Raw genomic sequence first — 24,395 nt, forward strand, 5'->3', positions numbered from 1 at the left:
GCTGCTATCGGGTCAGCGCTACGCAGTCAGGTCGATTTGCTGAATTGTGCCAGCGTTGCCATCTTCCTGCAAAAATGTTCCCGAAGTGCGAATCTGGGCCTGCAATTCGTTGGCCGCATTCTTGATCGAAAATGGCGTGGCGACATGGCTCAGATTGATGGCGCCCACATTCGCTTCGCGTAGCGAGCGTAGCACCTCCTTGCCTTCGGCGTTGCGGGTCCAGATCTTCAATTGATCGTAGATGGCGTCGTTTTCGTCGATCCATTGATTCTGGTCGGCATCGAAGACAGCCAGTTCCTGGAAACCTTCTCCAGTCGTTGGTCCAAACAGCTCGCGGCCATCATTGACCTTGCCGTCGCCGTTGCGGTCGAAAACCAGAAAGCCGCTACCCGGCGCGACGAAGTTGATCTGTTCCTTTTGTCCATCGGCATTCAGATCAAAGGAGAAACGCTGATCGGTCAGTTGTGCTGCCGTACCGGCAAAGTTCAGTACCAGAGGATCAGTCGTTTTTGCGGCGTCGCCCAGGCGGATGCTGACATTGGTTTCCTCGTAATAGCTGCGCGACATCGACAGGTTGACGTTGAAGCTGATTTCACGTCCGTCGGCGGTGTTGACCACACCGCTGGCGGAGAAGGTGGTTTGTTCCACTTCGCTATACGTGGAATGGTAGTCGTAGGCGATTCCGAAGCCAGCGGATGGGGCATTCTGCGTTTCGGCCGGTGATGACGATGCCGGGGCTTCGGTTTCCTCCACGGTGCGCTCGAAATCCTTGACGTCAAAGAGGCGCAAACGGTGGCCAAGCAGCATCTCGACGACGCTACGGATCAGGCTCAGTTTCGGGTCCTTGTCGATTTCCGAATCCTGGTCGCTTTTTGCGATTTCGTTTGAAGTGCCTTGAGGGGCGGGGTGTGGCGCATTGCCGGACAAGCTGACCCTGTCTCTGGAAGGCGCCGCGTCAGAGTCGTTTCCGGTCGGCGTACGGCGACCGATCGTGACAGTCAGGGATTCGCTGACTTCGCGCTGTTGGGCATAGGCATGCGATGCGCTCAAGGCGATCGTGGAACTGGCGATTTTCATGGGGGCCTCCAAAGAGCAGTGTTGCTCCCTGTGTTAACGGCCCCCATGTCGGGAAGTTAAGGCCTGTAAAGATGCGGTTGTAGCCAGCGTTTCAGCGTGCCGAGGTCCAGCGCGCCGCTCTGGCGGGCGATCTCGCGGCCTTGAAAAAATATTGCCAGGGTAGGAATGCTGCGGATATTGAAGCGCGCAGCCAGTTGTTGTTCCTGCTCGGTATTGAGCTTGGCCAGGCGAATGCGCGGCTCGAGCTCGCGCGCGGCTTGCGCGAAGGTCGGCGCCATCATCCGGCAGGGGCCGCACCAGGGCGCCCAGAAGTCGACGACGACCGGCAGGTCGTTGCGGGCAATGTGGCGCTCGAAATTGGCCGCCGTCAGTTCGAGCGGTTCGCCGACGAAGAGCGGCCGCTTGCACTGGCCGCATTGCGGTGCGTCCTCGATTTTTGCCCCGGATAGCCGGTTCACCGCAGCACAGTGCGGACAGACGACATGGATGGGTTCGGACATGCGTGCTCCTCTATATCAGATTGCTCTGATATATGGCTGGCGCAGCCGATTTCAAGTATTCGCGCCGAGCTTTTGCGCGCGTTGCTGCGCAGCCGCATCGGCAGTGGGCTGCGTCGGCCAGCCCTGTAGGTGGCGGAGTGCGATGTCGGCGAGGGCGCGTATCCAGGCGTCGTCCTCGTTGAGCGCCGGAATGTAGTGGTAGGCCTTGCCGCCGGCCGACAGGAAATCCTGCTTGCCCTCCATGGCGATTTCTTCCAGGGTTTCCAGGCAATCGGCGACAAAACCGGGGCAGATCAGGTCGACGCGTTTTACACCCTGGCGGGCCAAGGCCTCCAGTGTCGGTGCGGTGTAGGGCTGTAGCCACTCGGCCTTACCGAAGCGCGACTGGAAGCAGACCTTGTACTGGCTCTCGGTCAGGTTAAGGCGCTCGGCGAGCAGGCGGCCGGTTTTTTGGCATTCGCAGAAATACGGGTCGCCCAGATCGAGGCTGCGCTTCGGCAGGCCGTGGAAGCTGAGGATCAATTGGTCGCCGCTACCGAGCGGGCCGGCCGACTGCCAATGGCGACGCACGCTTTGCTCGAGCGCATCGAGATAGCCGGCGTCGTCGTGGAAGTTGCGGACAAAGCGCATTTCCGGCTGATTGCGCGTCTGCAACAACCAGCGGCTGGCTTCGTCGATCACGGTGGCGGTGGTCGATGCGGCATATTGCGGGTACATCGGCACCAGCAGGATGCGCGACGCGCCGGCGGCTTTGAGCCGCTCCAGCACGCTGGGAATGCTCGGCTGGCCGTAGCGCATGGCCCAGTCGACGATCACCTGGTGACCCTGCTGCCCGAGGTAGCCTTTCAGCAACTTCGCCTGGCGTTCGGTATGGACGCGCAACGGTGAGCCGTCGGGCATCCAGACCGAGGCGTATTTGGCGGCCGATTTCTTTGGCCGGGTGTTCAGGATGATGCCGTTCAGGATCGGCCACCACAGCAACTTGGGAATCTCGACGACGCGCGGGTCGGAGAGGAATTGCTTGAGGTAGCGTTTCAACGCCGGCGCCGTCGGGGCGTCGGGCGTGCCGAGATTGACCAGAACGATGGCGGTGGTCGCCGTCTGGCCGTGGCGATACGGCGGCTCGGGAAGGTAACGGGGCATTTAGTCCTGCTTGTAGGAGAGGGCGCTGGAGAGCAAGCGGGCGGTGATATCGACGATGGGGATCACGCGTTCGTAGGCCATGCGGGTCGGCCCGATGACGCCGACCGAGCCGACGACCTGGCCGTCGACAGCGTACGGGGCGGCGATGACGCTGCATTCGTCGAGCGGCGCGATGCCGGATTCGCCGCCAATGAAAATCTGCACGCCCTCGGCGCGGTTGGAAACGTCGAGCAGGCGCATCAAGCTGGAACGTTGTTCGAAGAGGTCGAACAACTCGCGCAGGCGTTTCATGTTCGACGATAGCTCCTCGACATCGAGCAGGTTTTTCTCGCCGGAGATGACGTAAGGGGCGTTGTCAGCCATGGCAGCATCGCCGGCTTCCAGCGTCAGGGCCATCAAGGGCTTGATGTCGTCGCGCAGGCGCTGGATTTCCTGCGTCAGGCGATGGCGAATCTGCTCGAAATCGAGGCCGGCGAAATTCTGGTTCAGGTAATTGGCGGCGCTGGTCAGCTCGGAAGGCGAATAGGCCTTCTCGGTATTCAGAATGCGGTTCTGCACGTCACCGTCGGCGGTGACGATGATCAGCAGGATGCGTTTTTCCGACAGGCTGAGGAATTCGATCTGGCGGATGCGCGCGCTCTGTCGGCGCGGCGCGATGACGACGCCGGCGAAATGGGTCAGGCTGGAGAGCAGTTGGGACGCATTCGAGATGATCTGATTCGACGGCAGGCCGTTCAGTGCCTCTTCCATCTCGTCCATCTGTCGCGCTTCGAGCGGGCGAACGGTGAGCAGGCTATCGACGAACAGGCGGTAGCCGCGCGCGGTCGGCACGCGGCCAGCCGAAGTGTGCGGGCTGGCGACGAAGCCGGCTTCCTCGAGGTCGGCCATCACGTTGCGGATGGTCGCCGGTGACAGATCGAGGCCGGAAAACTTGGATAGAGCACGCGAGCCGACCGGTTGCCCATCGGCAATATAGTGTTCGACCAGGGTCTTCAGCAGGGTACGCGAACGATCGTCAATCATGCGGTGGATTGTACAAAAAGAACCGGGGGGCACGGCAACGCGATTTTTATGCAAGAATTCGGCCCCATGAACAGAAGCTTCGGCTCCTTCCGCTCCCCCCGCACCATCGCCCTGGTCGGCAAGTACCACAGCCTCGAGATCGCCGAGTCGCTGCGCAAGCTTGCCGAGTACCTCCATGAGCGTGGCGTGACGGTATTCATAGAGCGCGAGACGGCCGAGCAGATCGGCAAGCAGGTCGATCTGTCGCGCTGGGTGACCTGCGGTTTCAACGACATCGGCGCGCATGCCGATCTCGCCATCGTGCTTGGCGGCGACGGCACCATGCTCAACGCGGCGCGTCGTCTGGCGCGCTATTGCGTGCCGCTGGTCGGTGTGAACCAGGGGCGCCTGGGCTTCATGACCGATATCGCGCGCGACGACATGCTGACCTGCATGGACGATATGCTCGACGGCCGCTTCAAGCCGGAAAACCGCATGCTGCTGGCGGCCGAGGTAATGCGCGACGGCAAGGAAATCGCCGCCAACATGGCCCTCAACGATGTCGTGGTCGACAAGGGAGCCATTGGCCGGATGATCGAATTCGAGCTCTTCATTGACGGCGAATTCATCTACAACCTGCGCTCCGATGGCCTGATCGTGTCGACGCCGACCGGTTCGACCGCCTATTCGCTGTCGGCCGGTGGGCCGATCCTGCATCCGACATTGACCGGCATCGCGCTGGTGCCGTTGTGTCCGCATGCGCTGACCAACCGGCCGATCATCGTCAAGGACGACGCCGATATCGAGTTGCGCGTGACGCACGCCGACGATCCGCGCGTGCACTTCGACGGCCAAGTGACGCTCGACCTGGAGCCCGGCGATAGCGTACGCCTGCGTCGCTCAGAGCACACCATCTGCTTCCTGCACCCGCCCGGCTACAGCTATTTCGCGATGCTACGCCAGAAGCTGCAGTGGAGCGAACGGCCGAAGGGGCCTTGATGCTACGCCATCTGACCATCCGCGATTTCGTCATCGTCGACCGCCTCGAACTCGAATTCGACCTTGGTTTTGGCGCCTTGACCGGTGAAACCGGGGCCGGCAAGTCCATCCTGATCGACGCCCTGGCGCTGGCGCTTGGCGAACGCGCCGATGCCGGCGTCGTCCGTGCCGGTTGCGACAAGGCGGAAGTGGCGGCGACTTTTGATGTCGCCAAACTGCCCGAGGTGGCGGCATGGCTGAAGGGTAACGATCTCGAAGGCGAGGACGAACTGCTACTGCGTCGCGTGGTGGACGCCGGCGGCCGGTCGCGCGCCTACATCAACGGTTCGCCGGCGACGGTGCAGCAATTGCGCGAAGTTGGCGAGTGGCTGGTCGATATCCATGGCCAGCATGCGCATCAATCCTTGCTGCGCAGCGATGCCCAGCGTCTATTGCTCGATGCCCATGCTGGCCTGACCGGTTTGGCGCGCGAGGTTGGCGCGGCCTGGCGTGCCTGGCGCGAGGCCGATCAGGCCTTGAAAACGGCGAGCGAAGGGGCGGAGGCGCTATTGCGCGAACGCGAGCAGCTGGAGTGGCAGATCGGCGAACTCGATACGCTGGCCTTTGGCGAGGAGGAATGGGCGACGCTGGACGTCGAGCACCGTCGCCTGGGTCATGCCGCCAGCCTGATCGAGGGGGCGCAGTTCGCGCTCGGCGTGCTGGCCGAGGATGACGCGGCTTGTGAGCGCCAGATCGACAGCGTGGCCACCCGTTTGGCCGGCTTGGCCGATTACGACCCGGCGCTAGCCGAAGTCGCCGAACTGCTCGGATCGGTGCAGGCTGAATTGACTGAGGCCGTGTCGTCGCTGCGCCGTTACGCCGACCGGGTCGATCTCGATCCGGAGCGCCTGGCCGAAGTCGAGCGGCGCATGGATGCCGTGATGAGTGCGGCGCGCAAGTTCCGCGTGCCGCCGCCGGAATTGCCGGCCTTGCTTGTCGGCTGGAAGCAGCGTCTGGGCGAACTGGAGGCTTCGGCCGATCTGGCCGGGCTGGAAGCGAAGCGTGCGGAAGCGCAGAAACTTTACATGCGCAAAGCCGAAGAGTTATCCAAGGGGCGTCGGCAGGCGGCGAGTGAAATGGGCGACAAGGTCAGCGCCGTCATGCGCCAGCTTGCCTTGGCCTCCGGTCGCTTCGAAGTGGTCTTGATGCCGGTCGACGGCGGTGCGGCCTATGGCCTGGAACAAATCGAATTCCGCATCGGCGGCCTGGCCGGCAACGATGCCAAGCCGCTGGCCAAGGTGGCCTCCGGCGGGGAGCTGTCGCGCATCAGCCTCGCCATTCGGGTTCTGACCTCACGTTCGGCCGCGGTGCCGACGCTGATTTTCGACGAAGTCGATGTCGGTATCGGCGGCGGCGTGGCCGAGATCGTCGGGCGCCTGTTGCATGAGCTGGGTGAGGAGCGTCAGGTGCTGTGCGTGACCCATTTGCCGCAAGTCGCGGCGCAGGCCGACTGGCAGTGGCAGGTCAGCAAGGCGACGCGCGAAGGCGTGACCCTGAGTGCCATCCAGCCGCTCGATCAGGGCGGCCGTGTGCAGGAAATTGCCCGCATGCTGGGCGGCGTCGAGATTACCGACATCACTTTGCAGCATGCGCGCGAACTGCTGCGGTGCACTGCCTGAAAAGGCAAAAAACCGAAGCTGTTTTATAACCAGCCGATGAGCTTGGCGGCGGCGAGCGCGGCCAGGATCAGGAAGAAGACGCCGCTGATGCGGTGAATCCATTTGAGTGGCAGGCGGTTCAGCAGGCGTCGGCCGGCAAAGACGCCGAGCACCGAAGTCGTCGCCAGGGCCAGTGTCGCGCCGCCCCAGACGGCAGTCGCATCCACTGCGCTGCCCATGCCGGCGACCGCGATCTGCGTCTTGTCGCCAAATTCGGCCAGGAAAATCAGCAGGAAGGTGGTGGCGAAAATCCCGTGGCCGGGCTTTTCCTCGATCTCTTCGTCATCGTCTTCATCCTCGAAACGCAAGGCGTTGATGCCGAAGAAAGCGAAGAGGGCTCCGACAGCGGCGGTGACCACCCATTCCGGCAGCCAGGCGGCGACGGCCGCACCGAACAGCACGGCGAGCAGATTAAGTACTGCGAAAGCGGCAACGGCGCCGGCCACGACCGGCAGGCCGCGGTGGCGCGCAGCCAGCGTCATGCAGACGAGTTGGCTCTTGTCGCCGAACTCGGCCAGCGCGATCAGTAAAAAGGTGGTGCCAGCCGACGAGAGCCAGGCTCCCGGCGCGAAAGCGGTATCAAACATCGGTGTCGGGAATCAGGACTTGTCTGCGTCCTTGGCGGCGCGATGCGGACACTGTTCCTTGGTGCACTGGGCATACAGATACAGCGCGTGATCCTGAATCGTGAAGCCGCGTTCCTTGGCAATGGCGTTTTGCCGTTTTTCAATTTCCGGATCGTAGAATTCCTCGACCCGGCCGCAATCGATACAGACCAGGTGGTCGTGGTGCTTGCCGCGGTTGATCTCGAAAACGGCCTTGCCGGATTCGAAGAAATGGCGCTCCAGCAGGCCGGCCTGCTCGAACTGGGTCAGTACGCGATAGACGGTGGCCAGTCCGATATCCATGTTTTCGGCGATCAGCATTCGGTACACATCTTCCGCCGTCATGTGGCGCATCGTGCTTTTCTCGAACAGCTCGAGAATCTTGAGGCGGGGGAAGGTGGCTTTCAGCCCCATATTTTTGAGGCTTTGGGGGTCGCTCATCGTCGTTTTTCCTGTTTTCTGTTGGGGCAGGCGAGGTGTTTATTTCGGGTATGATATAACGCTTCAAAGCCGATTCAAAAATTCCGGAAACCTGCATGCACCGTTCCCGCCTTCTGATAGCAGCCGCCTTTTGCGGCGTGCTCTCCGCCTGCTCTTATAAGCCTGGCTTCATCAAGGAATACAAGATCGACATCCAGCAGGGCAATGTCCTGAGCCAGGAGATGGTCGCCCAGCTGAAACCTGGGCAGACGCGCGATCAGGTCCGTTACATCCTCGGAACTCCGCTGGTTACGGATATTTTTCACCAGCAGCGCTGGGACTACGTTTATCGCTTTCAGAACGGTCAGACCGGCCAGGTCGAGTCGCGCCGTTTTGTCGTTTTCTTCGACGCCGACGGTCGCCTGGAGCGCGTCGGTGGCGATGTACTGGTTGCCGAGACCGGTGAGTTGACTGTTCCAACCACCAACTCGCGTCTGGTCGACCTGGGTTCGCTGCCGCCGGAACTGGCGGACAAGCCCTTGCCGCCGCGGGAGGAGCCGGGCTTCTTCCGTCGTTTGATGAACAGTTTTGGATTGTAAGCAATGAGTTTGACGCGTATTGGTATCGTCGGGGCCAGCGGCCGCATGGGGCGCATGTTGATCGAGGCTGTGCTGAAGGATGACCGGGTACAACTGGGGGCGGCATTCGATTTGCCGGGTAGCCCATCCATCGGCAAGAACGCGGGTGAATTGGTTGGCTTGCCCAGCGAGGTGCTGATCGAGGACGATCTGGAGGCCGGGCTGAGCAAGATCGATTGCCTGATCGATTTCACCCGTCCGCAAGGCACCTTGACCCATCTTGCCCTGTGCCGCAAGGCTGGCGTAGGCATGGTGATCGGCACGACCGGTTTCGAAGTCGATGGCAAGGCGATCATTGCCGAAGCGGCCAAGGATATCCCGGTTGTCTTCGCGCCCAATATGGCGGTCGGCGTCAATCTGGTGTTCAAGCTGCTCGACACGGCTGCACGCATCCTGAATCAAGGCTACGACATTGAAATTGTAGAAGCGCATCACCGCCTGAAAATCGATGCACCGTCCGGTACCGCTTTGCGCATGGGCGAAGTGGTGGCCGATGCGCTGGGGCGTTCGCTGGAAGAGTGCGCCGTCTATGGTCGCGAAGGGGTAACCGGTGAGCGCGATCCGTCCACCATCGGGTTCGCTACGGTGCGCGGCGGCGATATTGTCGGTGACCATACCGTCATGTTCTGCGGTATCGGTGAGCGCGTCGAGGTGACGCACAAGGCCAGCAGCCGCATGCCCTACGCATTGGGCAGTCTGCGTGCGGCCCGCTTCCTTGCCGGGCGCAAGAACGGCTTGTTCGACATGCAGGATGTCCTCGGACTTCGTTAAATCGCCATGAAATCGAAGCTGCTCTCCCGCCAACTCGATGAAGCCTTCGGCGGAGAGGGTGGGCAGCGGCTCAGGCAGCTTCTCTCGGCCGTGGCCGGCGCCGGGCTGGCTCAACTGGCTGATGGCCTGGAGAGGTTGGTTGGCTTGGTCGATGCGGCGTATACCGCTTATGGTGGCTTGAACCACTGGCAGTCCCTGCTTTCGGGGGATGCCCTGACCGATTGGAATCTTGCCACCGGTAATATCGAATCCGGGCGTCACTGGAAGGAAATGCTCGGGTATGCGCAGGACGAACTCGACAATACCTTGATGCAATGGCAGCGCCTGGTCTATCCGGATGACCTGCGCAATTTGCAGCGGCGTATCTCGTCCTATGCCCAAGGGCAAGATCGTTACTTCGAGGCGGAGTGCCGGCTGAAGGCCAAGGATGGGCAATGGCGTTGGTTCCTGTTGCGCGGTGCCGTCGCGGCAAGAGATGCTGACGGCAAGCCGGTTCGCATGCTGGTCTTGCAGCGCGATATCAGTCCGATGAAGCAGGCTGAGGCCGAGCTGATTGCGGCCAAGGAGGCGGCGGAGTCTGCCAACAAGGCGCGCGGAGCCTTCCTGGCCAACATGAGTCACGAAATCCGTACGCCAATGACCGGCATCATCGGCATGACCGAGCTGGCGCTGGATACCGAACTGGATGCTGAGCAGCGCCATTACCTGAAAACCGTCAAGTCTTCAGCCGAGTCCTTGCTGACGATCGTTAATGACATCCTCGATTTCTCGAAGATTGAGGCGGGCAAGATGGTGTTCGAGGCTTTGCCGTTCTCGGTTTCCGATACGGTGCTGGAGGCGGTCCGGGTTTTGGCGGTTGATGCGCATAAAAAGGGGCTGGAATTGATCGCCGACATTCAGTCGGATGTGCCGGCGCGCGTTGTCGGTGATCCGACGCGTTTGCGTCAGGTGATCATCAATCTGGTTGGCAATGCGATCAAATTTACCGAAAAAGGCGAGGTCGTCGTTCGTGTCAGCCTTGGGCAAAGAGATGGGCAGCGGATTGCGTTGAGTTTTTCGGTTTCTGATACTGGTATCGGTGTGCCGCCGGACAAGCAACGGGCAATTTTTGAGGCCTTCTCCCAAGCCGATGTGTCTACGACCCGACGTTTCGGTGGTACTGGCTTGGGTTTGGCGATCACTGCGCGTCTGGTTGAGTTGATGGGGGGCGCGATAAGTCTGGAAAGCCAGCCGGATATCGGCTCGGTGTTCAGTTTTACGGCGAGCTTTACGCTTGTGCCAGAGTTGGCGCAGCAGGCGGTTCGTGTCTTTCCGCAGCGAGGTCGTCGCGTGCTGGTGGCCGAGGATAATGCATCGGCAGCGAAGTATCTGTTGGAGGTTTTGGCCGGGCTTGGCCTGGTCGGAGCGTCTGTCGATACTGTGCAAGCAGCCGAGCAGGCGGTTCGGCTAAGTCGTGCGGGTGAAGAGAGGTACAACTACATCCTGATCGATGCAGGCATGGAAGGGGCTGCGGGTTTTGCGCTGGCCGAATCCTTGTGTGCAGCCAAGGCGAGCGAGAAGGTCGTAGTTATGCTGACTGCCGAAAATCAACGGCAGGATTTGGCGCGTTTGCGCGAAATGGGTGTGGCTGCGCATCTGATCAAGCCTATTGGCTGTGATGATCTGTTCGATGCGCTGGCTTTGGCTGAAGGTGGGGTTGAGGGAGTGGCGGATGTTCTGGCTCCCTTTGAGATCGAAGAGCAGGCAACGGGAGCGAGGCAACTGGATATCCTGCTCGTTGAAGATAATCCGGTCAATCAGGAATTGGCTACCCGCCTGCTGCAACGGCATTCGCATCGCGTGACGGTGGCCAATAACGGCATGGAGGCGGTCGATGCCTTCAGTTCCGGGCGCTTCGACGTGATCCTGATGGACATGCAGATGCCGGTGATGGGTGGGGTCGAAGCGACCGAGATCATCCGTTCGCATGAGATGCGGCGTAGCTGGGTGGTGTCCAACGATTTCCGCCCGGTCTATATCATTGCCATGACCGCCAACGTCATGGCCAGCGACCGTGATCGTTGTCTGCAAGCCGGGATGAACGACTACCTGGCCAAGCCCTTGCGACCGGATGAGTTGTTTGCCGCGTTGGCGCGGGCGACCGGCGAGGAATTCGAACCGGCGAACGTGCTGGCGGTCGCTACGCCGCAGAAGGTGGTGGCCAGGCTAGATCTGGCGGCGGCATTGCGCGATATCGGCGATGCTGACTTGTTGGCTACGATGGCACAGATGCTGTTGGCCGAGTGGGATGAGCACCTCGGACGCATCCGCAAGGCGATCGAAGAAGAGTCTGCTGTCGATCTGCGCATGCACGCTCATACCATCAAGGGGTTGTTGGCGATGTTCCATGCTGAAAGCGCTCGTGCTCAGGCAATGGAGTTGGAGCATACAGCGATGGTTTCTTCGGGCCTCGATTGGGGGTGTTGTCGCCAGATGTGCGCCTGCCTTGAGGAGGAGATGTCCGAGTTGCGTCCCTTGCTTTCCGGCTTCGTCGAACGCCGTGTAATTCCTTGATATTTGCCTGAAAACCCTCTTTTCGGCTAAAATAGGAAGGTTAAAAATTGCACAAGCGGGGAGGCGCGAGCCTTCCCGCTTGGCACATCAATAAGCAGAAAATATCAGGAGAGCGTTGTGTCGCTGCTGCCCTCATTCACACCCGCCATTCTCGCCCTCGCCGACGGAACGGTATTCAAGGGCCAATCCATCGGCGCTGATGGTGTCACCAGTGGCGAAGTGGTGTTCAACACCGCCATGTCGGGTTACCAGGAAATCCTGACCGATCCGTCCTACTGCCGCCAGATCGTGACCCTGACCTATCCGCACATCGGCAATACCGGTTGCAATGCGGAAGATTTTGAATCCGATGCCAACTACGCTGCCGGTCTGGTCATTCGCGACCTGCCGCAGCGCGCTTCCAACTGGCGCTGCCAGGACGACCTGTCGTCCTACCTGAAGAAGCACGGAATCGTCGCCATTGCTGGTATCGATACCCGCAAACTGACCCGTATTCTGCGTGAAAAGGGTGCGCAGGCCGGTTGCATCCTGGCTGGCGAAGTGGACGAAGCCAAGGCGCTGGCCATGGCCAAGGCCTTCCCGGGCCTGGCGGGCATGGACCTGGCGAAGGTCGTATCGGCCAAGGAAGGTTACGCCTGGACTGAAGCCGAATGGACGCTGAAGGGCTACCAACAGCGTAGCGAAGAGCGTTTCCATGTCGTCGCCTACGATTTCGGCGTCAAGCGCAACATCCTGCGCATGCTGGCCGAACGCGGTGTCAAACTGACCGTCGTCCCGGCGCAAACGCCGGCGGCTGACGTGATCGCCATGAAGCCGGACGGTGTCTTCCTGTCCAATGGCCCGGGGGACCCGGAGCCTTGCGATTACGCCATTGCAGCCATTCGCGAGTTCCTCGATCGTGGCATTCCGACCTTCGGCATCTGTCTCGGCCATCAGTTGCTGGCCCTGGCCTCCGGCGCCAAGACGCTGAAGATGAAGTTCGGTCACCATGGCGCCAACCACCCGGTCAAGGATCTCGATTCCGGCCAAGTGTTGATCACCAGCCAGAACCACGGTTTTGCCGTCGATCCGGATTCGCTGCCGAGCAACCTGCGGGCGACGCACGTGTCGCTGTTCGACGGTTCGCTGCAAGGGATTGCCCGCACCGATGTGCCGGCCTTCTCCTTCCAGGGGCACCCGGAAGCCAGCCCCGGTCCGCACGACGTGGCCTACCTGTTCGACCGCTTCCTCGACACCATGACGCGTGGCGTGGCTGCGCTCAACAACGCGCAATAAGCAGCGGCACAGAGAGAGAAATAAGATGCCGAAACGTACAGACATTCAAAGCATTCTCATCATCGGCGCCGGCCCGATCATCATCGGCCAGGCGTGCGAATTCGACTACTCCGGCGCTCAGGCCTGCAAAGCCCTGCGCGAAGAGGGTTACAAGGTCATCCTGGTGAACTCCAACCCGGCGACCATCATGACCGATCCGGAAATGGCCGATGTGACCTACATCGAGCCGATTACCTGGCAGGTCGTCGCCAAGATCATCGAGAAGGAGCGCCCGGACGCGCTGCTGCCGACCATGGGCGGCCAGACCGCGCTGAACTGCGCGCTGGATCTTGACCGCGAGGGCGTGCTCGAGAAGTTCGGCGTCGAACTGATCGGCGCTTCCAAGGAAGCCATCGACAAGGCCGAGGATCGCCAGAAGTTCAAGGACGCGATGACCAAGATCGGTCTCGGTTCCGCCAAGTCGGCCACCGCGCACAGCATGGAAGAGGCCTACCAGGTGCAGGCCGCCATCGGCTTCCCGACCATCATTCGTCCGTCCTTCACGCTGGGCGGCACCGGCGGTGGTATCGCCTACAACATGGAAGAGTTCGAGACCATCTGCAAGCGCGGTCTCGAAGCCTCGCCAACCAACGAGCTGCTGATCGAAGAGTCGCTGCTTGGCTGGAAGGAATACGAGATGGAAGTCGTCCGCGACAAGGCGGATAACTGCATCATCGTCTGCTCCATCGAGAACCTCGATCCGATGGGCGTGCACACCGGCGACTCGATCACCGTTGCCCCAGCCCAGACACTGACCGACAAGGAATACCAGCTGCTGCGTAATGCCTCCATCGCCGTGCTACGCGAAATTGGCGTCGATACCGGCGGTTCCAACGTGCAGTTCTCGATCAATCCGAAGGATGGTCGCTGCATCGTTATCGAAATGAACCCGCGCGTCTCGCGTTCGTCGGCGCTGGCCTCCAAGGCCACCGGCTTCCCGATCGCCAAGATCGCCGCCAAGCTGTCCGTCGGCTACACGCTGGATGAGCTGACCAACGACATTACCGGCGGCAAGACCCCGGCGTCGTTCGAGCCGTCCATCGACTACGTCGTGACCAAGGTGCCGCGTTTCGCCTTCGAGAAGTTCCCGCAGGCCGATTCGACCCTGACCACCCAAATGAAGTCGGTCGGCGAAGTGATGGCCATGGGCCGCACCTTCCAGGAGTCGCTGCAGAAGGCCCTGCGTGGCCTCGAAGTCGGTGTCGATGGCTTCAACCTGAAGTCGGTCGATCCGGAAACCATCGACGAGCAACTGGCCCGTCCGTCGCCGGATCGCCTGTGGTACGTGGCCGATGCCTTCGGTGTCGGCATGTCGGTGGAAAAGGTCTTCGATCTGACCAAGATCGATCCGTGGTTCCTCGTCCAGATCAAGGAGATCGTCGATCTCGAACTGGCCGTGGAAAAACGCGATTTGGCCTCGTGCACCGCAGAAGAGCTGCGCTTCCTGAAGAAGAAGGGCTTCTCCGACCGTCGCCTGGCCTATCTGCTGAAGACGACCGAGTCCGAGTTCCGCAAGCGCCGTCATGAACTGGGCGTGCGCCCGGTCTACAAGCGTGTTGACACCTGCGCCGCCGAATTCTCGACCAACACCGCCTACATGTACTCGACCTACGAGGACGAGTGCGAGGCCAACCCGACCGACAAGAAGAAGATCATGGTGCTGGGCGGTGGCCCGAACCGTATCGGCCAAGGTATCGAGTTCGACTACTGCTGCGTGCATGCCGCCATGGCAATGCGCGAAGACGGTTACGAGACCATCATGGTCAACTGCAACCCGGAAACCGTCTCGACCGACTACGACACCTCCGACCGTCTGTACTTCGAGCCGCTGACGCTGGAAGATGTGCTGGAAATCTGCGCCATCGAGAAGCCGGAAGGCGTCATCGTCCAGTACGGTGGCCAGACCCCGTTGAAGTTGGCGCTGGCGCTGGAAGCCAATGGCGTGCCCATCATCGGCACGACCCCGGAATCCATCGACATTGCCGAAGATCGTGAGCGCTTCCAGAAGCTGCTGCACGATCTCGGCCTGAAGCAGCCGCCGAACCGTACGGCCCGTACCGAAGAGGAAGCCTTGCGTCTGGCACAGGAAATCGGTTATCCGCTGGTCGTTCGCCCGTCCTACGTGCTGGGTGGCCGCGCCATGGAAATCGTCCATGAGCAGAAGGATCTCGAGCGCTACATGCGAGAAGCGGTCAAGGTTTCCAACGATTCGCCGGTCCTGCTCGACCGCTTCCTGAACGATGCCGTCGAGTGTGACGTCGATGCGTTGTCCGATGGCGAAGATGTCATCATCGGCGGCGTCATGGAACACATCGAACAAGCTGGTGTGCACTCGGGTGACTCCGCCTGCTCGCTACCGCCTTATTCGCTGTCGGCTGCCATCCAGGATGAGCTGCGTCGTCAGACCCAACTGATGGCCAAGGCGCTGAATGTCTGCGGTCTGATGAACGTGCAGTTCGCCATCAAGGACAACGAAGTCTACGTGCTGGAAGTGAATCCGCGTGCTTCGCGTACCGTGCCTTATGTTTCCAAGGCCACCGGTTTGCAACTGGCCAAGATCGCCGCCCGTTGCATGTCGGGCAAGAGCCTGAAGGCGCAGGGCGTGACCAAGGAAGTCATCCCGCCGTATTTCTCGGTCAAGGAAGCCGTCTTCCCCTTCGTCAAGTTCCCGGGCGTCGATACCATTCTCGGCCCGGAAATGAAGTCCACCGGGGAAGTCATGGGCGTAGGCACGACCTTCGCCGAAGCCTTCGTCAAGTCGCAGCTGGCGGCTGGCGTCAAGCTGCCGCGTGCCGGGAAGGTCTTCCTGTCGGTTAAGGACGGCGACAAGGCCAAGGCCATCGAGATCGCCCGTCATCTGAACGCTGCAGGCTTCCAGTTGGTCGCCACGCGCGGTACGGCGCACGCCATCGAGGCGGCCGGTCTGCCGGTGCAAGCGGTGAACAAGGTGACCGAAGGCCGTCCGCACATCGTCGATATGATCAAGAACAACGAGATTGCACTGATCATCAACACGGTGGAAGAGAAGCGCCAGGCGATCAACGATTCGCGTTCCATTCGTACGTCCGGCCTGCAGGCGCGGGTCACGATGTACACGACGATCTGGGGGGCCGAGGCGGCGGCGGAAGGTATCCGCCACTTGGGCGAACTCGTGGTGTATCCGATCCAGGCGCTGCACGCGCAGCTGCACTAAGACCAACCTTGAACCGCCGGGTAGCCCTGTTTTCGGGCGCCGGCGGTTTTGCTTTTGCTGGGATTTGAAATGAGCAAAGTACCGCTGACCGTTACCGGGGCCGAAAAACTGCGTGAGGAGCTGCATCGCCTGAAGACTGTGGATCGTCCGTGGGTGATCGCCGCCATTGCCGAAGCGCGTTCGCATGGCGACCTGTCGGAAAACGCCGAATATGATGCTGCCAAGGAGCGTCAGGGCTTCATTGAGGGGCGTATTCAGGAAGTCGAGGGCAAGCTGTCCAACGCCCAAATCATCGATCCGAAGCTGCTAGATGCTGATGGCCGTTGCGTTTTTGGCGCCACCGTCGAGCTGGAAGATCAGGATAGCGGCGACAGCGTGACCTACCAGATCGTCGGCGAGGACGAGGCCGACATCAAGGCGGGCAAGATCTCGGTGTCGTCGCCGCTGGCGCGCGCCCTGATCGGCAAGTACGCCGGCGACATCGCGCAGGTGCAAGCCCCGGGCGGCATGCGCGAATACGAAGTGATCGACGTCCGCTACGAGTAGTTTCTTGCGCCGCGTCGCCGAAGCCCTCTATCTGGCCGCGATTGCCTTGTGGGTGGGCGGCCTGTGGGTGGTCGGCTATCTGGTGGTGCCGACCTTGTTCGCCAGCTTGGGCGATCGCCAGTTGGCCGGCATGGTCGCCGGCAAGTTGTTTGCCGGCATGGGTTGGGTCGGCCTGGCTGCCGCGGCTTATCTGGCTGTTTTTCTGTCGGTGCGGTGGAAAAGGCTGGCGCCTCGTCGCAGTGTGTTTTGGCTGGTGCTGGCCGCTGGCGTCTTGCTGGCTGTTGGTCAGTTCGGCATTCAGCCGTTGATGGCGCAGATGAAATCGGATGCCTTGCCGCTCGATGTGATGGAAAGCGCCTGGCGCGAGCGCTTTGTTTTCTGGCACGGGGTGTCGAGCATCCTTTACCTCGTCCAGAGCCTGCTCGGGCTCTGGCTGGTTGTCTGGAGCGAACGCGGGCTGCGCTGATCAGCCCTGAAAGCTGCGCTTGGTACGGCGCGGTCCGGAACGTCTGTTTTTTGCCGTTTTTGCACCGTGCACCGCAGCAGTCGCGTCGACCGGTCCCGGACGGTAGACGACGAGCAGTTTGCCGATGTGTTGTACGGCAGCGGCGTCGAGTTGTTCGCAAATTTGCGCCAGATAGGCCTCGCGGTCGTCGCGGCTGTCGCCGTAGACGCGAATCTTGATCAACTCGTGCGCTTTCAGGCAGATGTCGATCTCGCGCAGGACGGCATCGGTCAGGCCGTTTTCGGCAATGGAGACGACCGGATTCAGGCCATGGGCGCGGGCGCGCAATTCGCGGCGCTCGATAGAGGATAATTGCAGCATCGTAAATAAACCTTTCAAAAACGGCATTTTACCGAATGAAGAGAACCAGAACCAGCAAGGCTTGGATGCAGGAGCATGTGAACGATCCTTACGTTCAGTTGGCCAAGAAGGAAGGTTGGCGCTCCCGCGCGGCTTTCAAGCTGATGGAAATCGACGACAAGGACAAGCTGCTGAAGCGTGGCGAGGTAGTCGTCGACCTTGGTGCAACGCCAGGCGGCTGGTCGCAGGTGGCCGTCAAGCGCGTCGGCGAGAATGGCATGGTCTTCGCGCTCGATCTGCTCGAAATGGACCCGATCCACGGTGTACAGTTCATTCAAGGCGATTTTCGCGAGGATGATGTGCTGCATCAACTGGAAGAAAAACTCGGCGATCGAGAAGTGGGGCTTGTAATGTCCGACATGGCCCCCAATATGTCCGGTGTGCCCTTGGTCGATCAGGCGAGGGTGATGCATCTGGCCGAACTGGGTCTGGAGTTTTCCAAAGCCCACTTGAAACCCGATGGCGCATTTCTGGTCAAAGTGTTCCAGGGAACGGATTACGAGGGTTTCGTGCGCTTGATGCGCGAGACGTTCAAGACCGTCGTGGTGCGCAAACCCGATGCTTCACGTGATCGCAGTCCCGAGCTTTATCTGCTCGGCCGTGTATTGCGCTGACAGATTTGTTTAGAATGCAGCTTTTATCGCTCGACGCCGCAGAAGGAGAGCAAGCTTGAACAACATGTTCAAAAACCTCGCGATCTGGTTGGTCATCGGTCTGGTACTGATGACAGTGTTCAACCAGTTCAACAATCGTCAGGTCGCGACGGGAACCATCGAATACTCCCAGTTCATCGAAGAGGTGAAGCAGGGGCGCATCGCCAAGGTGGTGATGGAAGGTCGTACCCTGAAGGCCACGACCTCCGACGGCAAGCGCATGACTTCCTATGCCCCGCCCGATCTCTGGCTGGTCTCAGACCTCCTGAAGAACGGCGTCAAGATCGAAGCCAAGCCGGAAGAAGAGCCATCCATGTTGATGAACATCTTCGTCAGCTGGTTCCCGATGATCCTGTTGATCGGTGTCTGGGTTTTTTTCATGCGCCAGATGCAAGGTGGCGGCAAAGGCGGCGCATTCTCCTTCGGCAAGTCGCGCGCCCGCATGATGGATGAGGCGCAGAACACCATTACCTTCGTCGATGTCGCCGGTTGCGACGAGGCCAAGGAAGAGGTGCAGGAGCTGGTCGATTTTCTGCGCGATCCTTCCAAGTTCCAGAAACTGGGCGGTCGGATTCCGAAGGGCGTGCTGATGGTCGGCAACCCGGGTACCGGTAAGACCCTGCTCGCCAAGGCCATCGCCGGCGAGGCCAAGGTGCCGTTCTTCAGCATCTCGGGTTCCGATTTTGTCGAAATGTTCGTCGGCGTCGGTGCCGCGCGCGTTCGCGACATGTTCGAGAATGCCAAGAAGCACGCGCCGTGCATCATCTTTATCGATGAAATCGATGCCGTCGGCCGCCATCGCGGTGCTGGCCTGGGTGGTGGTAACGATGAGCGCGAACAGACCTTGAACCAGCTGCTGGTCGAGATGGATGGCTTCGAAGGCCACACCGGCATCATCGTCATCGCCGCAACCAACCGTCCGGACATCCTCGACCCGGCGCTGCTGCGTCCGGGCCGCTTCGACCGTCAGGTCGTCGTGCCGCTGCCGGATATCCGCGGTCGCGAGGAAATCCTCAAGGTGCACATGCGCAAGGTGCCGATTGCCGGTGACGTCAAGGCTGACATCATCGCTCGCGGCACGCCGGGCTTCTCGGGTGCGGACTTGGCCAACCTGGTCAACGAAGCTGCGCTGTTTGCAGCTCGCTCCAACAAGCGTCTGGTCGACATGGAAGACTTCGAAAAGGCCAAGGACAAGATCATGATGGGTGCCGAGCGCCGCAGCATGGTCATGACCGAGGAGGAGAAGATGAACACGGCCTACCACGAGTCGGGTCATGCCGTCGTGGCCAAACTGGTGCCGAAGTCCGATCCGGTGCACAAGGTCACCATCATCCCGCGTGGTCGTGCCTTGGGCTTGACCATGCAGTTGCCGGAGCAGGATCGCTACGCCTACGATCGCGAATACCTGATGAGCCGCATCGCCGTCCTCTTTGGTGGCCGCATTGCCGAAGAGTTGTTCATGAACCAGATGACGACCGGCGCTTCGAACGATTTCGAGCGTGCGACGTCGATGGCGCGTGACATGGTCACCCGTTATGGCATGTCGGATCTGGGAGTCATGGTCTACGGCGAGAACGAGGGCGAGGTTTTCCTTGGCCGCTCGGTCACGCAGCACAAGAATGTCTCCGAAGCAACCATGCAGAAGGTCGATTCCGAAATCCGCCGCATTATCGATCAGCAATATGCGCTCGCGCGCAAGCTGCTGGAGGAAAATCGCGACAAGGTGGAAGCGATGACCAAGGCCTTGCTCGACTGGGAAACCATCGATGCCGAGCAGATCGACGACATCATGGCCGGTAAGCCGCCGCGTCCGCCGAAGCCGTCGTCCGGTTCGGTGCGCCCGACCGGGGCGAACGATTCGACCGGCGGCGCAGAGCCGAGTGCAGCGGCAACCGCCTGATTTGAACTGAACCATGCGGGCCGGGAGTAATCCCGGCCTTTATTTTTGCCATGAGTATTTTGCATTGCGGGGCGTACCGCCTCTCGTTGGATCGCCCCCTGTTGATGGGCATCGTGAATCTCACGCCGGATTCGTTTTCCGGGGATGGCTTGGCGCACGACATCGGTCATGCCATCGAACATGCCCGTAGCCAACTCGACGCTGGCGCGGATTTGCTCGATATCGGCGCGGAGTCCTCCAGGCCGGGCGCCATTCCCACGCCGGAGGACGAGGAGTTGCGCCGCCTGTTGCCGGTGCTTAGTGAAATTACCCGCTGGGGCGTGCCGATCTCGGTCGATACCTATAAGCCGAGAGTCATGGCGGCAGCCCTGGAAGCGGGGGCGACGATGATCAACGACATTTGCGGCATGGAAAATCCCGAGGCTTTGCGGGTGGTTGCCGGCAGCGATTGTGCTGTGTGTGTCATGCATATGCAGGGCGAGCCGGGAACCATGCAGCAGGCGCCAAACTATAGCAACGTGGTAGGGGAAGTCCGGCAATATCTGGCTGGCGCGAGGGAGCGTTGCATCCAGGCCGGAGTGTCTGACGAGCGCCTTGTGCTTGATCCCGGTTTTGGCTTCGGCAAGTCGCTGGAGCACAATCTGGCCATGTTCCGAGCGCTCGATCGGTTTGAGCTGGAAGGCCTGCCTGTTCTGGTGGGTGTGTCGCGGAAAACGATGCTCGGTACCTTGACTGGGCGTCCGGTCGAACAGCGACAGGCAGCCAGCGTGGCTGCAGCATTGCTTGCCGCTCAGCGGGGAGCGGCGATCATAAGAGTTCATGATGTGGCGGCGACCAAGGATGCATTGACGGTCTGGCATGCCATCGAAGGGAGAGAAAATGACTAGAAAATACTTTGGTACGGATGGTGTGCGTGGGCGTGTCGGGCAGGCACCTATTACCCCTGATTTCGTGATGCGCCTCGGCTATGCGGCTGGGCGGGTTCTGTTGTCAAAGAGCGCAATGCCGCAGGGTGAACGTCCTGCAGTATTGATCGGCAAGGACACGCGTCTATCCGGCTACATGCTCGAGTCGGCGCTGGAGGCAGGTTTTGCGGCAGCTGGGGTGGATGTCTGCCTGGTCGGGCCCTTGCCCACACCGGCCATCGCTTATTTGACCCGTGCTTTACGCTTGCAGGCGGGCATCGTCATCTCGGCTTCGCACAACCCCTACTACGATAATGGAATCAAGTTTTTCTCGGCGCAGGGTACAAAGCTGCCCGATGATGTCGAGCGGGCGATCGAGGTGGCGATCGATGAGCCGATGACGTGTGTCGCTCCGGCCGAGTTGGGGCGCGCCAAGCGGATCGACGATGCGGCTGGGCGCTATATCGAGTTCTGCAAGAGCACATTTCCGAATGATCTCGATCTGCGCGGCCTGAAAATTGTGGTCGATTGCGCCCATGGCGCGGCATATCACATTGCGCCAGCGGTCTTTCATGAGCTCGGTGCCGATGTGGTGACGATTGGCGCCCAGCCTAACGGCCTGAATATCAACGACGGCGTGGGTGCGACCTCGCCGAAGGCGCTGTGCGAAGCGGTATTGGCCAATCGCGCCGATCTGGGTATTGCGCTGGATGGCGATGCAGACAGGATTCAAATGGTGGACGCCGAAGGCAATCTTTACGACGGAGACCAGCTCCTCTATGCCATCGTGCGTAGCCGCCAAAATGAGGGCCCTGTGGCCGGTGTGGTGGGGACACTGATGACCAACTTGGCCCTGGAGCATGCTCTGCGTGAGATGAATGTTCCGTTTGCCCGGGCTGCGGTGGGTGACCGCTATGTCGTCGAGATGTTGCACGAAAAAGGCTGGTTGTTCGGTGGCGAGAACTCCGGGCATATCCTGGCGCTAGATTGCCATACGACTGGTGACGGGACGATAGCAGGCTTGCAGGTGCTGGCCGCATTGCGCCGTGCCGGGGAGAATTTGAAATCGCTATTGGGCGGTTTGCGTCTCTATCCGCAAAAATTGATCAACGTGCCGATGAGTCGCGGCTTTCCCTGGCGCGACGATTCGCAAATCGCCGCCGCCATTTCGGCTGCCGAAAGCAAGTTGGCCGGTCGGGGGCGGATATTGCTCCGGGCATCGGGCACCGAGCCGCTGCTGCGAGTGATGGTCGAGGGCGAGGATGCCTCAGAAGTGCAGGCTACGGCAGAAGCCTTGGCTGCAGTGGTCAGGGATGTGGCTTCCTAGGTAAGCAGTTGTATTGACCCTGGTCAGACCGGATCGATATAATCCGAAAGTTTTTGGTCCGTCGAATGCCGTTGCTCATGCGTAAAAAAATTGTCGCTGGAAACTGGAAAATGCACGGCAGTCTCCAGCAGAATGCGGTTTTGCTCGAGCAGCTATTGAATGGTATGGCGGGCTTGGATTGTGAGCTTGTGGTCTGTCCTCCGTATCCGTATCTGCCGCAGGTGGCCGGGTTGTTGGCGGGAAGTCAGGCCAAGTTCGGTGCGCAAAACCTGAGTGAGCATCACTCCGGTGCCTATACCGGTGAGGTTTCGGCGTCGATGTTGGTCGACTTGGGGTGTCGGTATGTGCTGGTTGGCCATTCCGAACGGCGTGCCTTGTACGGCGAATCGGATTCCGTGGTTGCTGCCAAATTCGAGGCGGCGCATAAGGCTGGGCTTGTTCCGGTGTTGTGTCTTGGGGAGACGCTTGCTGAGCGCGAGGCGGGGGCGACCGATTCCGTGGTGCTCGCTCAATTGCAGGCGGTGATCGACCGGGTTGGTGTAGCGGCTTTGTCTTCGGCGGTGCTTGCTTACGAGCCTGTGTGGGCGATTGGAACTGGGCTGACAGCCTCTCCTGAGCAAGCTCAGCAGGTGCATGCAGTTCTGCGCTCTCGGGTTGCCGAGTTGGATTCTGTCGTTGCGGCAGGGTTGCCAATTCTGTATGGCGGTAGCGTCAAGCCGCAGAATGCAGCCGAGTTGTTTGCCCAGCCGGATATTGATGGCGGGTTAATCGGTGGCGCATCTCTGGTGGCAGGTGATTTTCTGGCAATTTGCCGGGCAGTAGTCTGATAGGTGGTGATTCTATGAATTGGTTGTTTTCTGTGGTTTTGACCGTCCATATTCTGGTCGGTTTGGCGATTATCGGTTTGGTCCTGATGCAGCATGGCAAGGGGGCTGACATGGGTGCGGCTTTCGGTAGCGGCGCATCGGGCAGTCTGTTCGGTGCAACGGGGTCGGCGAATTTCCTCAGTCGTACTACCGCAATCCTCGCAACCGTCTTTTTTGTGACTAGTCTGACTCTGGCCTATGTTGCTTCCAATCGTCCAAAAACGACTGGAAGTCTTATGCAAGACCAAGTACAATCGCAGACTGTTTCGCAACCGGCTGTTGCTGGCGGCGAACCGGCTACGGCGCCTGCTGATGCGGGTTCCAAGGCCAAAGATATACCGAAGTAACGCAAGGGGCTCGCTTGGTGTGTATCTTCGCCAGGTGAGCTAAAAAGCAGTGCCGACGTGGTGAAATTGGTAGACACGCTATCTTGAGGGGGTAGTGGCGCAAGCTGTGCGAGTTCGAGTCTCGCCGTCGGCACCAATAATTGGGGCAGTGGCCGTAAGGCTTGCTGTTTCGTACAAGAAACTGAATATTGGCGGCGGATCATGGAAAACTACTTTCCAATCCTGATGTTCGTCCTCGTGGGGGTCGCAATTGGTGTCCTGCCGGTTGCGATGGGCTTCTTGCTTGCTCCCAATCGGCCGGACCCTGAAAAGCTCTCCCCTTACGAGTGCGGTTTCGAGGCTTTCGAAGACGCGCGCATGAAGTTCGATGTGCGCTATTACCTGATTGCCATTCTCTTCATTCTGTTCGATCTTGAAGTGGCCTTCCTGTTTCCGTGGGCGACCATTTTCAAGGACATCGTTGCAACGGATTCGATCAAGATGTTCGGTTTCGTTGAAATGCTGGTTTTCGTTGCCATTCTGGTCGTGGGCTATATCTATGCCTGGGCCAAGGGTGCGCTGGAATGGGAATGAGGCACGGGTATGGCTATTGAAGGCGTTCTCCAGGAAGGTTTTGTCACCACCACGGCTGACAAACTGATCAATTACATGCGCACCGGCTCGTTGTGGCCGATGACCTTTGGCTTGGCATGCTGTGCGGTCGAGATGATTCATGCGGGCTGTTCCCGTTATGACTTGGATCGATTTGGTGTGGTCTTCCGTCCCAGTCCGCGTCAGTCCGATGTGATGATCGTGGCGGGGACGCTGACCAACAAGATGGCTCCGGCGTTGCGCAAGGTTTATGACCAGATGGCGGAGCCGCGCTGGGTGATTTCCATGGGTTCCTGTGCGAATGGCGGTGGTTACTACCACTATTCGTATTCCGTGGTGCGTGGCTGTGACCGAATCGTGCCGGTGGATATCTATGTTCCGGGCTGTCCTCCGACGGCCGAGGCCTTGTTGTACGGCATCATCCAGTTGCAGAACAAGATTCGCCGTACCAATACCATCGCTCGTTAATTGCAAGGCTGATCC

Annotated in this window: 24 protein-coding genes and 1 tRNA gene; 18 read left to right on the top strand and 7 right to left on the bottom strand. The window is 60.2% G+C overall.

The features are described 5' to 3' along the window. Window positions 1-18 precede the first annotated feature (18 nt). Genes WIF35_RS16590 through hrcA form a run of 4 tightly spaced genes read right to left on the bottom strand, consistent with a single transcriptional unit; the run spans window position 19 to window position 3,743 of the window. Window positions 19-1,077: a VCBS repeat-containing protein gene (locus WIF35_RS16590; RefSeq protein ID WP_412479326.1), complete on the bottom strand. Its 1,059-nt coding sequence runs from the start codon at window positions 1,075-1,077 to the stop codon at window positions 19-21. A gap of 56 nt (window positions 1,078-1,133) precedes the next feature. Then, complete coding sequence (gene trxC / locus WIF35_RS16595; RefSeq protein WP_412479327.1) at window positions 1,134-1,577, bottom strand: thioredoxin TrxC; 444 nt, start codon at window positions 1,575-1,577, stop codon at window positions 1,134-1,136. 51 nt (window positions 1,578-1,628) lie between these two features. Next, entirely contained in the window at window positions 1,629-2,720 is a 1,092-nt protein-coding gene (gene hemH / locus WIF35_RS16600; RefSeq protein ID WP_412479328.1) for a ferrochelatase, read from the bottom strand. After that, the gene (gene hrcA, locus WIF35_RS16605) at window positions 2,721-3,743 is read right to left on the bottom strand and encodes a heat-inducible transcriptional repressor HrcA (protein ID WP_412479329.1); all 1,023 of its coding nucleotides are present in this window, start codon (window positions 3,741-3,743) and stop codon (window positions 2,721-2,723) included. Between the two features lie 48 nt (window positions 3,744-3,791). Between hrcA and WIF35_RS16610 the strand changes: the two genes are divergently transcribed. Further along, entirely contained in the window at window positions 3,792-4,721 is a 930-nt protein-coding gene (locus WIF35_RS16610; protein WP_412479330.1) for an NAD kinase, read from the top strand. Beyond that, window positions 4,721-6,379: a DNA repair protein RecN gene (gene recN, locus WIF35_RS16615; protein ID WP_412481258.1), complete on the top strand. Its 1,659-nt coding sequence runs from the start codon at window positions 4,721-4,723 to the stop codon at window positions 6,377-6,379. The genes WIF35_RS16610 and recN overlap by 1 nt, the downstream gene beginning before the upstream one ends. A 23-nt stretch (window positions 6,380-6,402) precedes the next feature. Here the strand turns inward: recN and WIF35_RS16620 are convergent, their stop codons facing one another. Both WIF35_RS16620 and fur read right to left on the bottom strand, forming a co-directional pair. Continuing rightward, window positions 6,403-7,005, bottom strand: coding sequence for a TMEM165/GDT1 family protein (locus tag WIF35_RS16620; RefSeq protein ID WP_412479331.1), 603 nt, complete (start codon window positions 7,003-7,005; stop codon window positions 6,403-6,405). Between the two features lie 12 nt (window positions 7,006-7,017). Then, window positions 7,018-7,464, bottom strand: coding sequence for a ferric iron uptake transcriptional regulator (gene fur / locus WIF35_RS16625; RefSeq protein WP_412479332.1), 447 nt, complete (start codon window positions 7,462-7,464; stop codon window positions 7,018-7,020). 95 nt (window positions 7,465-7,559) lie between these two features. Between fur and WIF35_RS16630 the strand changes: the two genes are divergently transcribed. The 7 genes from WIF35_RS16630 to WIF35_RS16660 all read left to right on the top strand — a co-directional run bounded on the left by WIF35_RS16630 (window position 7,560) and on the right by WIF35_RS16660 (window position 16,924). Further along, window positions 7,560-8,042 (top strand): outer membrane protein assembly factor BamE, encoded by a 483-nt coding sequence (locus WIF35_RS16630; protein ID WP_412479333.1) that lies wholly within the window; start codon window positions 7,560-7,562, stop codon window positions 8,040-8,042. Between the two features lie 3 nt (window positions 8,043-8,045). Beyond that, window positions 8,046-8,852: a 4-hydroxy-tetrahydrodipicolinate reductase gene (gene dapB, locus WIF35_RS16635; protein ID WP_412479334.1), complete on the top strand. Its 807-nt coding sequence runs from the start codon at window positions 8,046-8,048 to the stop codon at window positions 8,850-8,852. Window positions 8,853-8,858: 6 nt separating this feature from the next. After that, window positions 8,859-11,405: a response regulator gene (locus tag WIF35_RS16640; RefSeq protein ID WP_412479335.1), complete on the top strand. Its 2,547-nt coding sequence runs from the start codon at window positions 8,859-8,861 to the stop codon at window positions 11,403-11,405. Window positions 11,406-11,531: 126 nt separating this feature from the next. Beyond that, the gene (carA, locus tag WIF35_RS16645) at window positions 11,532-12,680 is read left to right on the top strand and encodes a glutamine-hydrolyzing carbamoyl-phosphate synthase small subunit (RefSeq protein WP_412481259.1); all 1,149 of its coding nucleotides are present in this window, start codon (window positions 11,532-11,534) and stop codon (window positions 12,678-12,680) included. Window positions 12,681-12,705: 25 nt separating this feature from the next. Beyond that, on the top strand, window positions 12,706-15,912 hold the full coding sequence (gene carB, locus WIF35_RS16650) for a carbamoyl-phosphate synthase large subunit (RefSeq protein ID WP_412479336.1): 3,207 nt from the start codon (window positions 12,706-12,708) through the stop codon (window positions 15,910-15,912). 69 nt (window positions 15,913-15,981) lie between these two features. Continuing rightward, window positions 15,982-16,458, top strand: a complete 477-nt coding sequence (greA, locus tag WIF35_RS16655) for a transcription elongation factor GreA (RefSeq protein WP_412479337.1) — start codon at window positions 15,982-15,984, stop codon at window positions 16,456-16,458. Window positions 16,459-16,462: 4 nt separating this feature from the next. After that, window positions 16,463-16,924, top strand: coding sequence for a DUF4149 domain-containing protein (locus WIF35_RS16660; RefSeq protein ID WP_412479338.1), 462 nt, complete (start codon window positions 16,463-16,465; stop codon window positions 16,922-16,924). Here WIF35_RS16660 and WIF35_RS16665 read toward each other — a convergent pair whose 3' ends face one another. Continuing rightward, window positions 16,925-17,284 (bottom strand): YhbY family RNA-binding protein, encoded by a 360-nt coding sequence (locus tag WIF35_RS16665; RefSeq protein ID WP_412479339.1) that lies wholly within the window; start codon window positions 17,282-17,284, stop codon window positions 16,925-16,927. Between the two features lie 35 nt (window positions 17,285-17,319). On the opposite strand from WIF35_RS16665, the gene rlmE reads away from it, so the two are divergent. From rlmE to WIF35_RS16710, 9 genes are all read left to right on the top strand, one after another. Next, the gene (gene rlmE, locus WIF35_RS16670) at window positions 17,320-17,937 is read left to right on the top strand and encodes a 23S rRNA (uridine(2552)-2'-O)-methyltransferase RlmE (protein ID WP_412479340.1); all 618 of its coding nucleotides are present in this window, start codon (window positions 17,320-17,322) and stop codon (window positions 17,935-17,937) included. Between the two features lie 55 nt (window positions 17,938-17,992). Beyond that, window positions 17,993-19,876, top strand: a complete 1,884-nt coding sequence (gene ftsH, locus WIF35_RS16675; RefSeq protein WP_412479341.1) for an ATP-dependent zinc metalloprotease FtsH — start codon at window positions 17,993-17,995, stop codon at window positions 19,874-19,876. 50 nt (window positions 19,877-19,926) lie between these two features. Continuing rightward, on the top strand, window positions 19,927-20,763 hold the full coding sequence (gene folP / locus WIF35_RS16680) for a dihydropteroate synthase (protein ID WP_412479342.1): 837 nt from the start codon (window positions 19,927-19,929) through the stop codon (window positions 20,761-20,763). After that, window positions 20,756-22,108 carry a phosphoglucosamine mutase gene (glmM, locus tag WIF35_RS16685; protein ID WP_412481260.1) on the top strand — a complete coding sequence of 451 codons (1,353 nt, stop codon included), beginning with the start codon at window positions 20,756-20,758 and terminating at the stop codon, window positions 22,106-22,108. The genes folP and glmM overlap by 8 nt, the downstream gene beginning before the upstream one ends. Before the next feature lie 77 nt (window positions 22,109-22,185). Beyond that, window positions 22,186-22,935: a triose-phosphate isomerase gene (gene tpiA, locus WIF35_RS16690; protein WP_412479343.1), complete on the top strand. Its 750-nt coding sequence runs from the start codon at window positions 22,186-22,188 to the stop codon at window positions 22,933-22,935. 14 nt (window positions 22,936-22,949) lie between these two features. After that, on the top strand, window positions 22,950-23,321 hold the full coding sequence (gene secG / locus WIF35_RS16695; RefSeq protein WP_412479344.1) for a preprotein translocase subunit SecG: 372 nt from the start codon (window positions 22,950-22,952) through the stop codon (window positions 23,319-23,321). A gap of 51 nt (window positions 23,322-23,372) precedes the next feature. After that, window positions 23,373-23,457, top strand: a tRNA-Leu gene (locus WIF35_RS16700). A 62-nt stretch (window positions 23,458-23,519) separates the two neighbouring features. Further along, a complete protein-coding gene (locus WIF35_RS16705; RefSeq protein WP_412481261.1) occupies window positions 23,520-23,894 on the top strand; it encodes an NADH-quinone oxidoreductase subunit A in 375 nt (124 codons plus the stop codon). A 9-nt stretch (window positions 23,895-23,903) separates the two neighbouring features. Next, entirely contained in the window at window positions 23,904-24,380 is a 477-nt protein-coding gene (locus WIF35_RS16710; RefSeq protein WP_346192265.1) for an NADH-quinone oxidoreductase subunit B family protein, read from the top strand. The last annotated feature ends 15 nt before the right edge of the window (window positions 24,381-24,395 follow it).

The organism is Azonexus sp. IMCC34839 (genome assembly GCF_047047955.1).
Classification (GTDB): Bacteria; Pseudomonadota; Gammaproteobacteria; order Burkholderiales; family Rhodocyclaceae; genus Azonexus.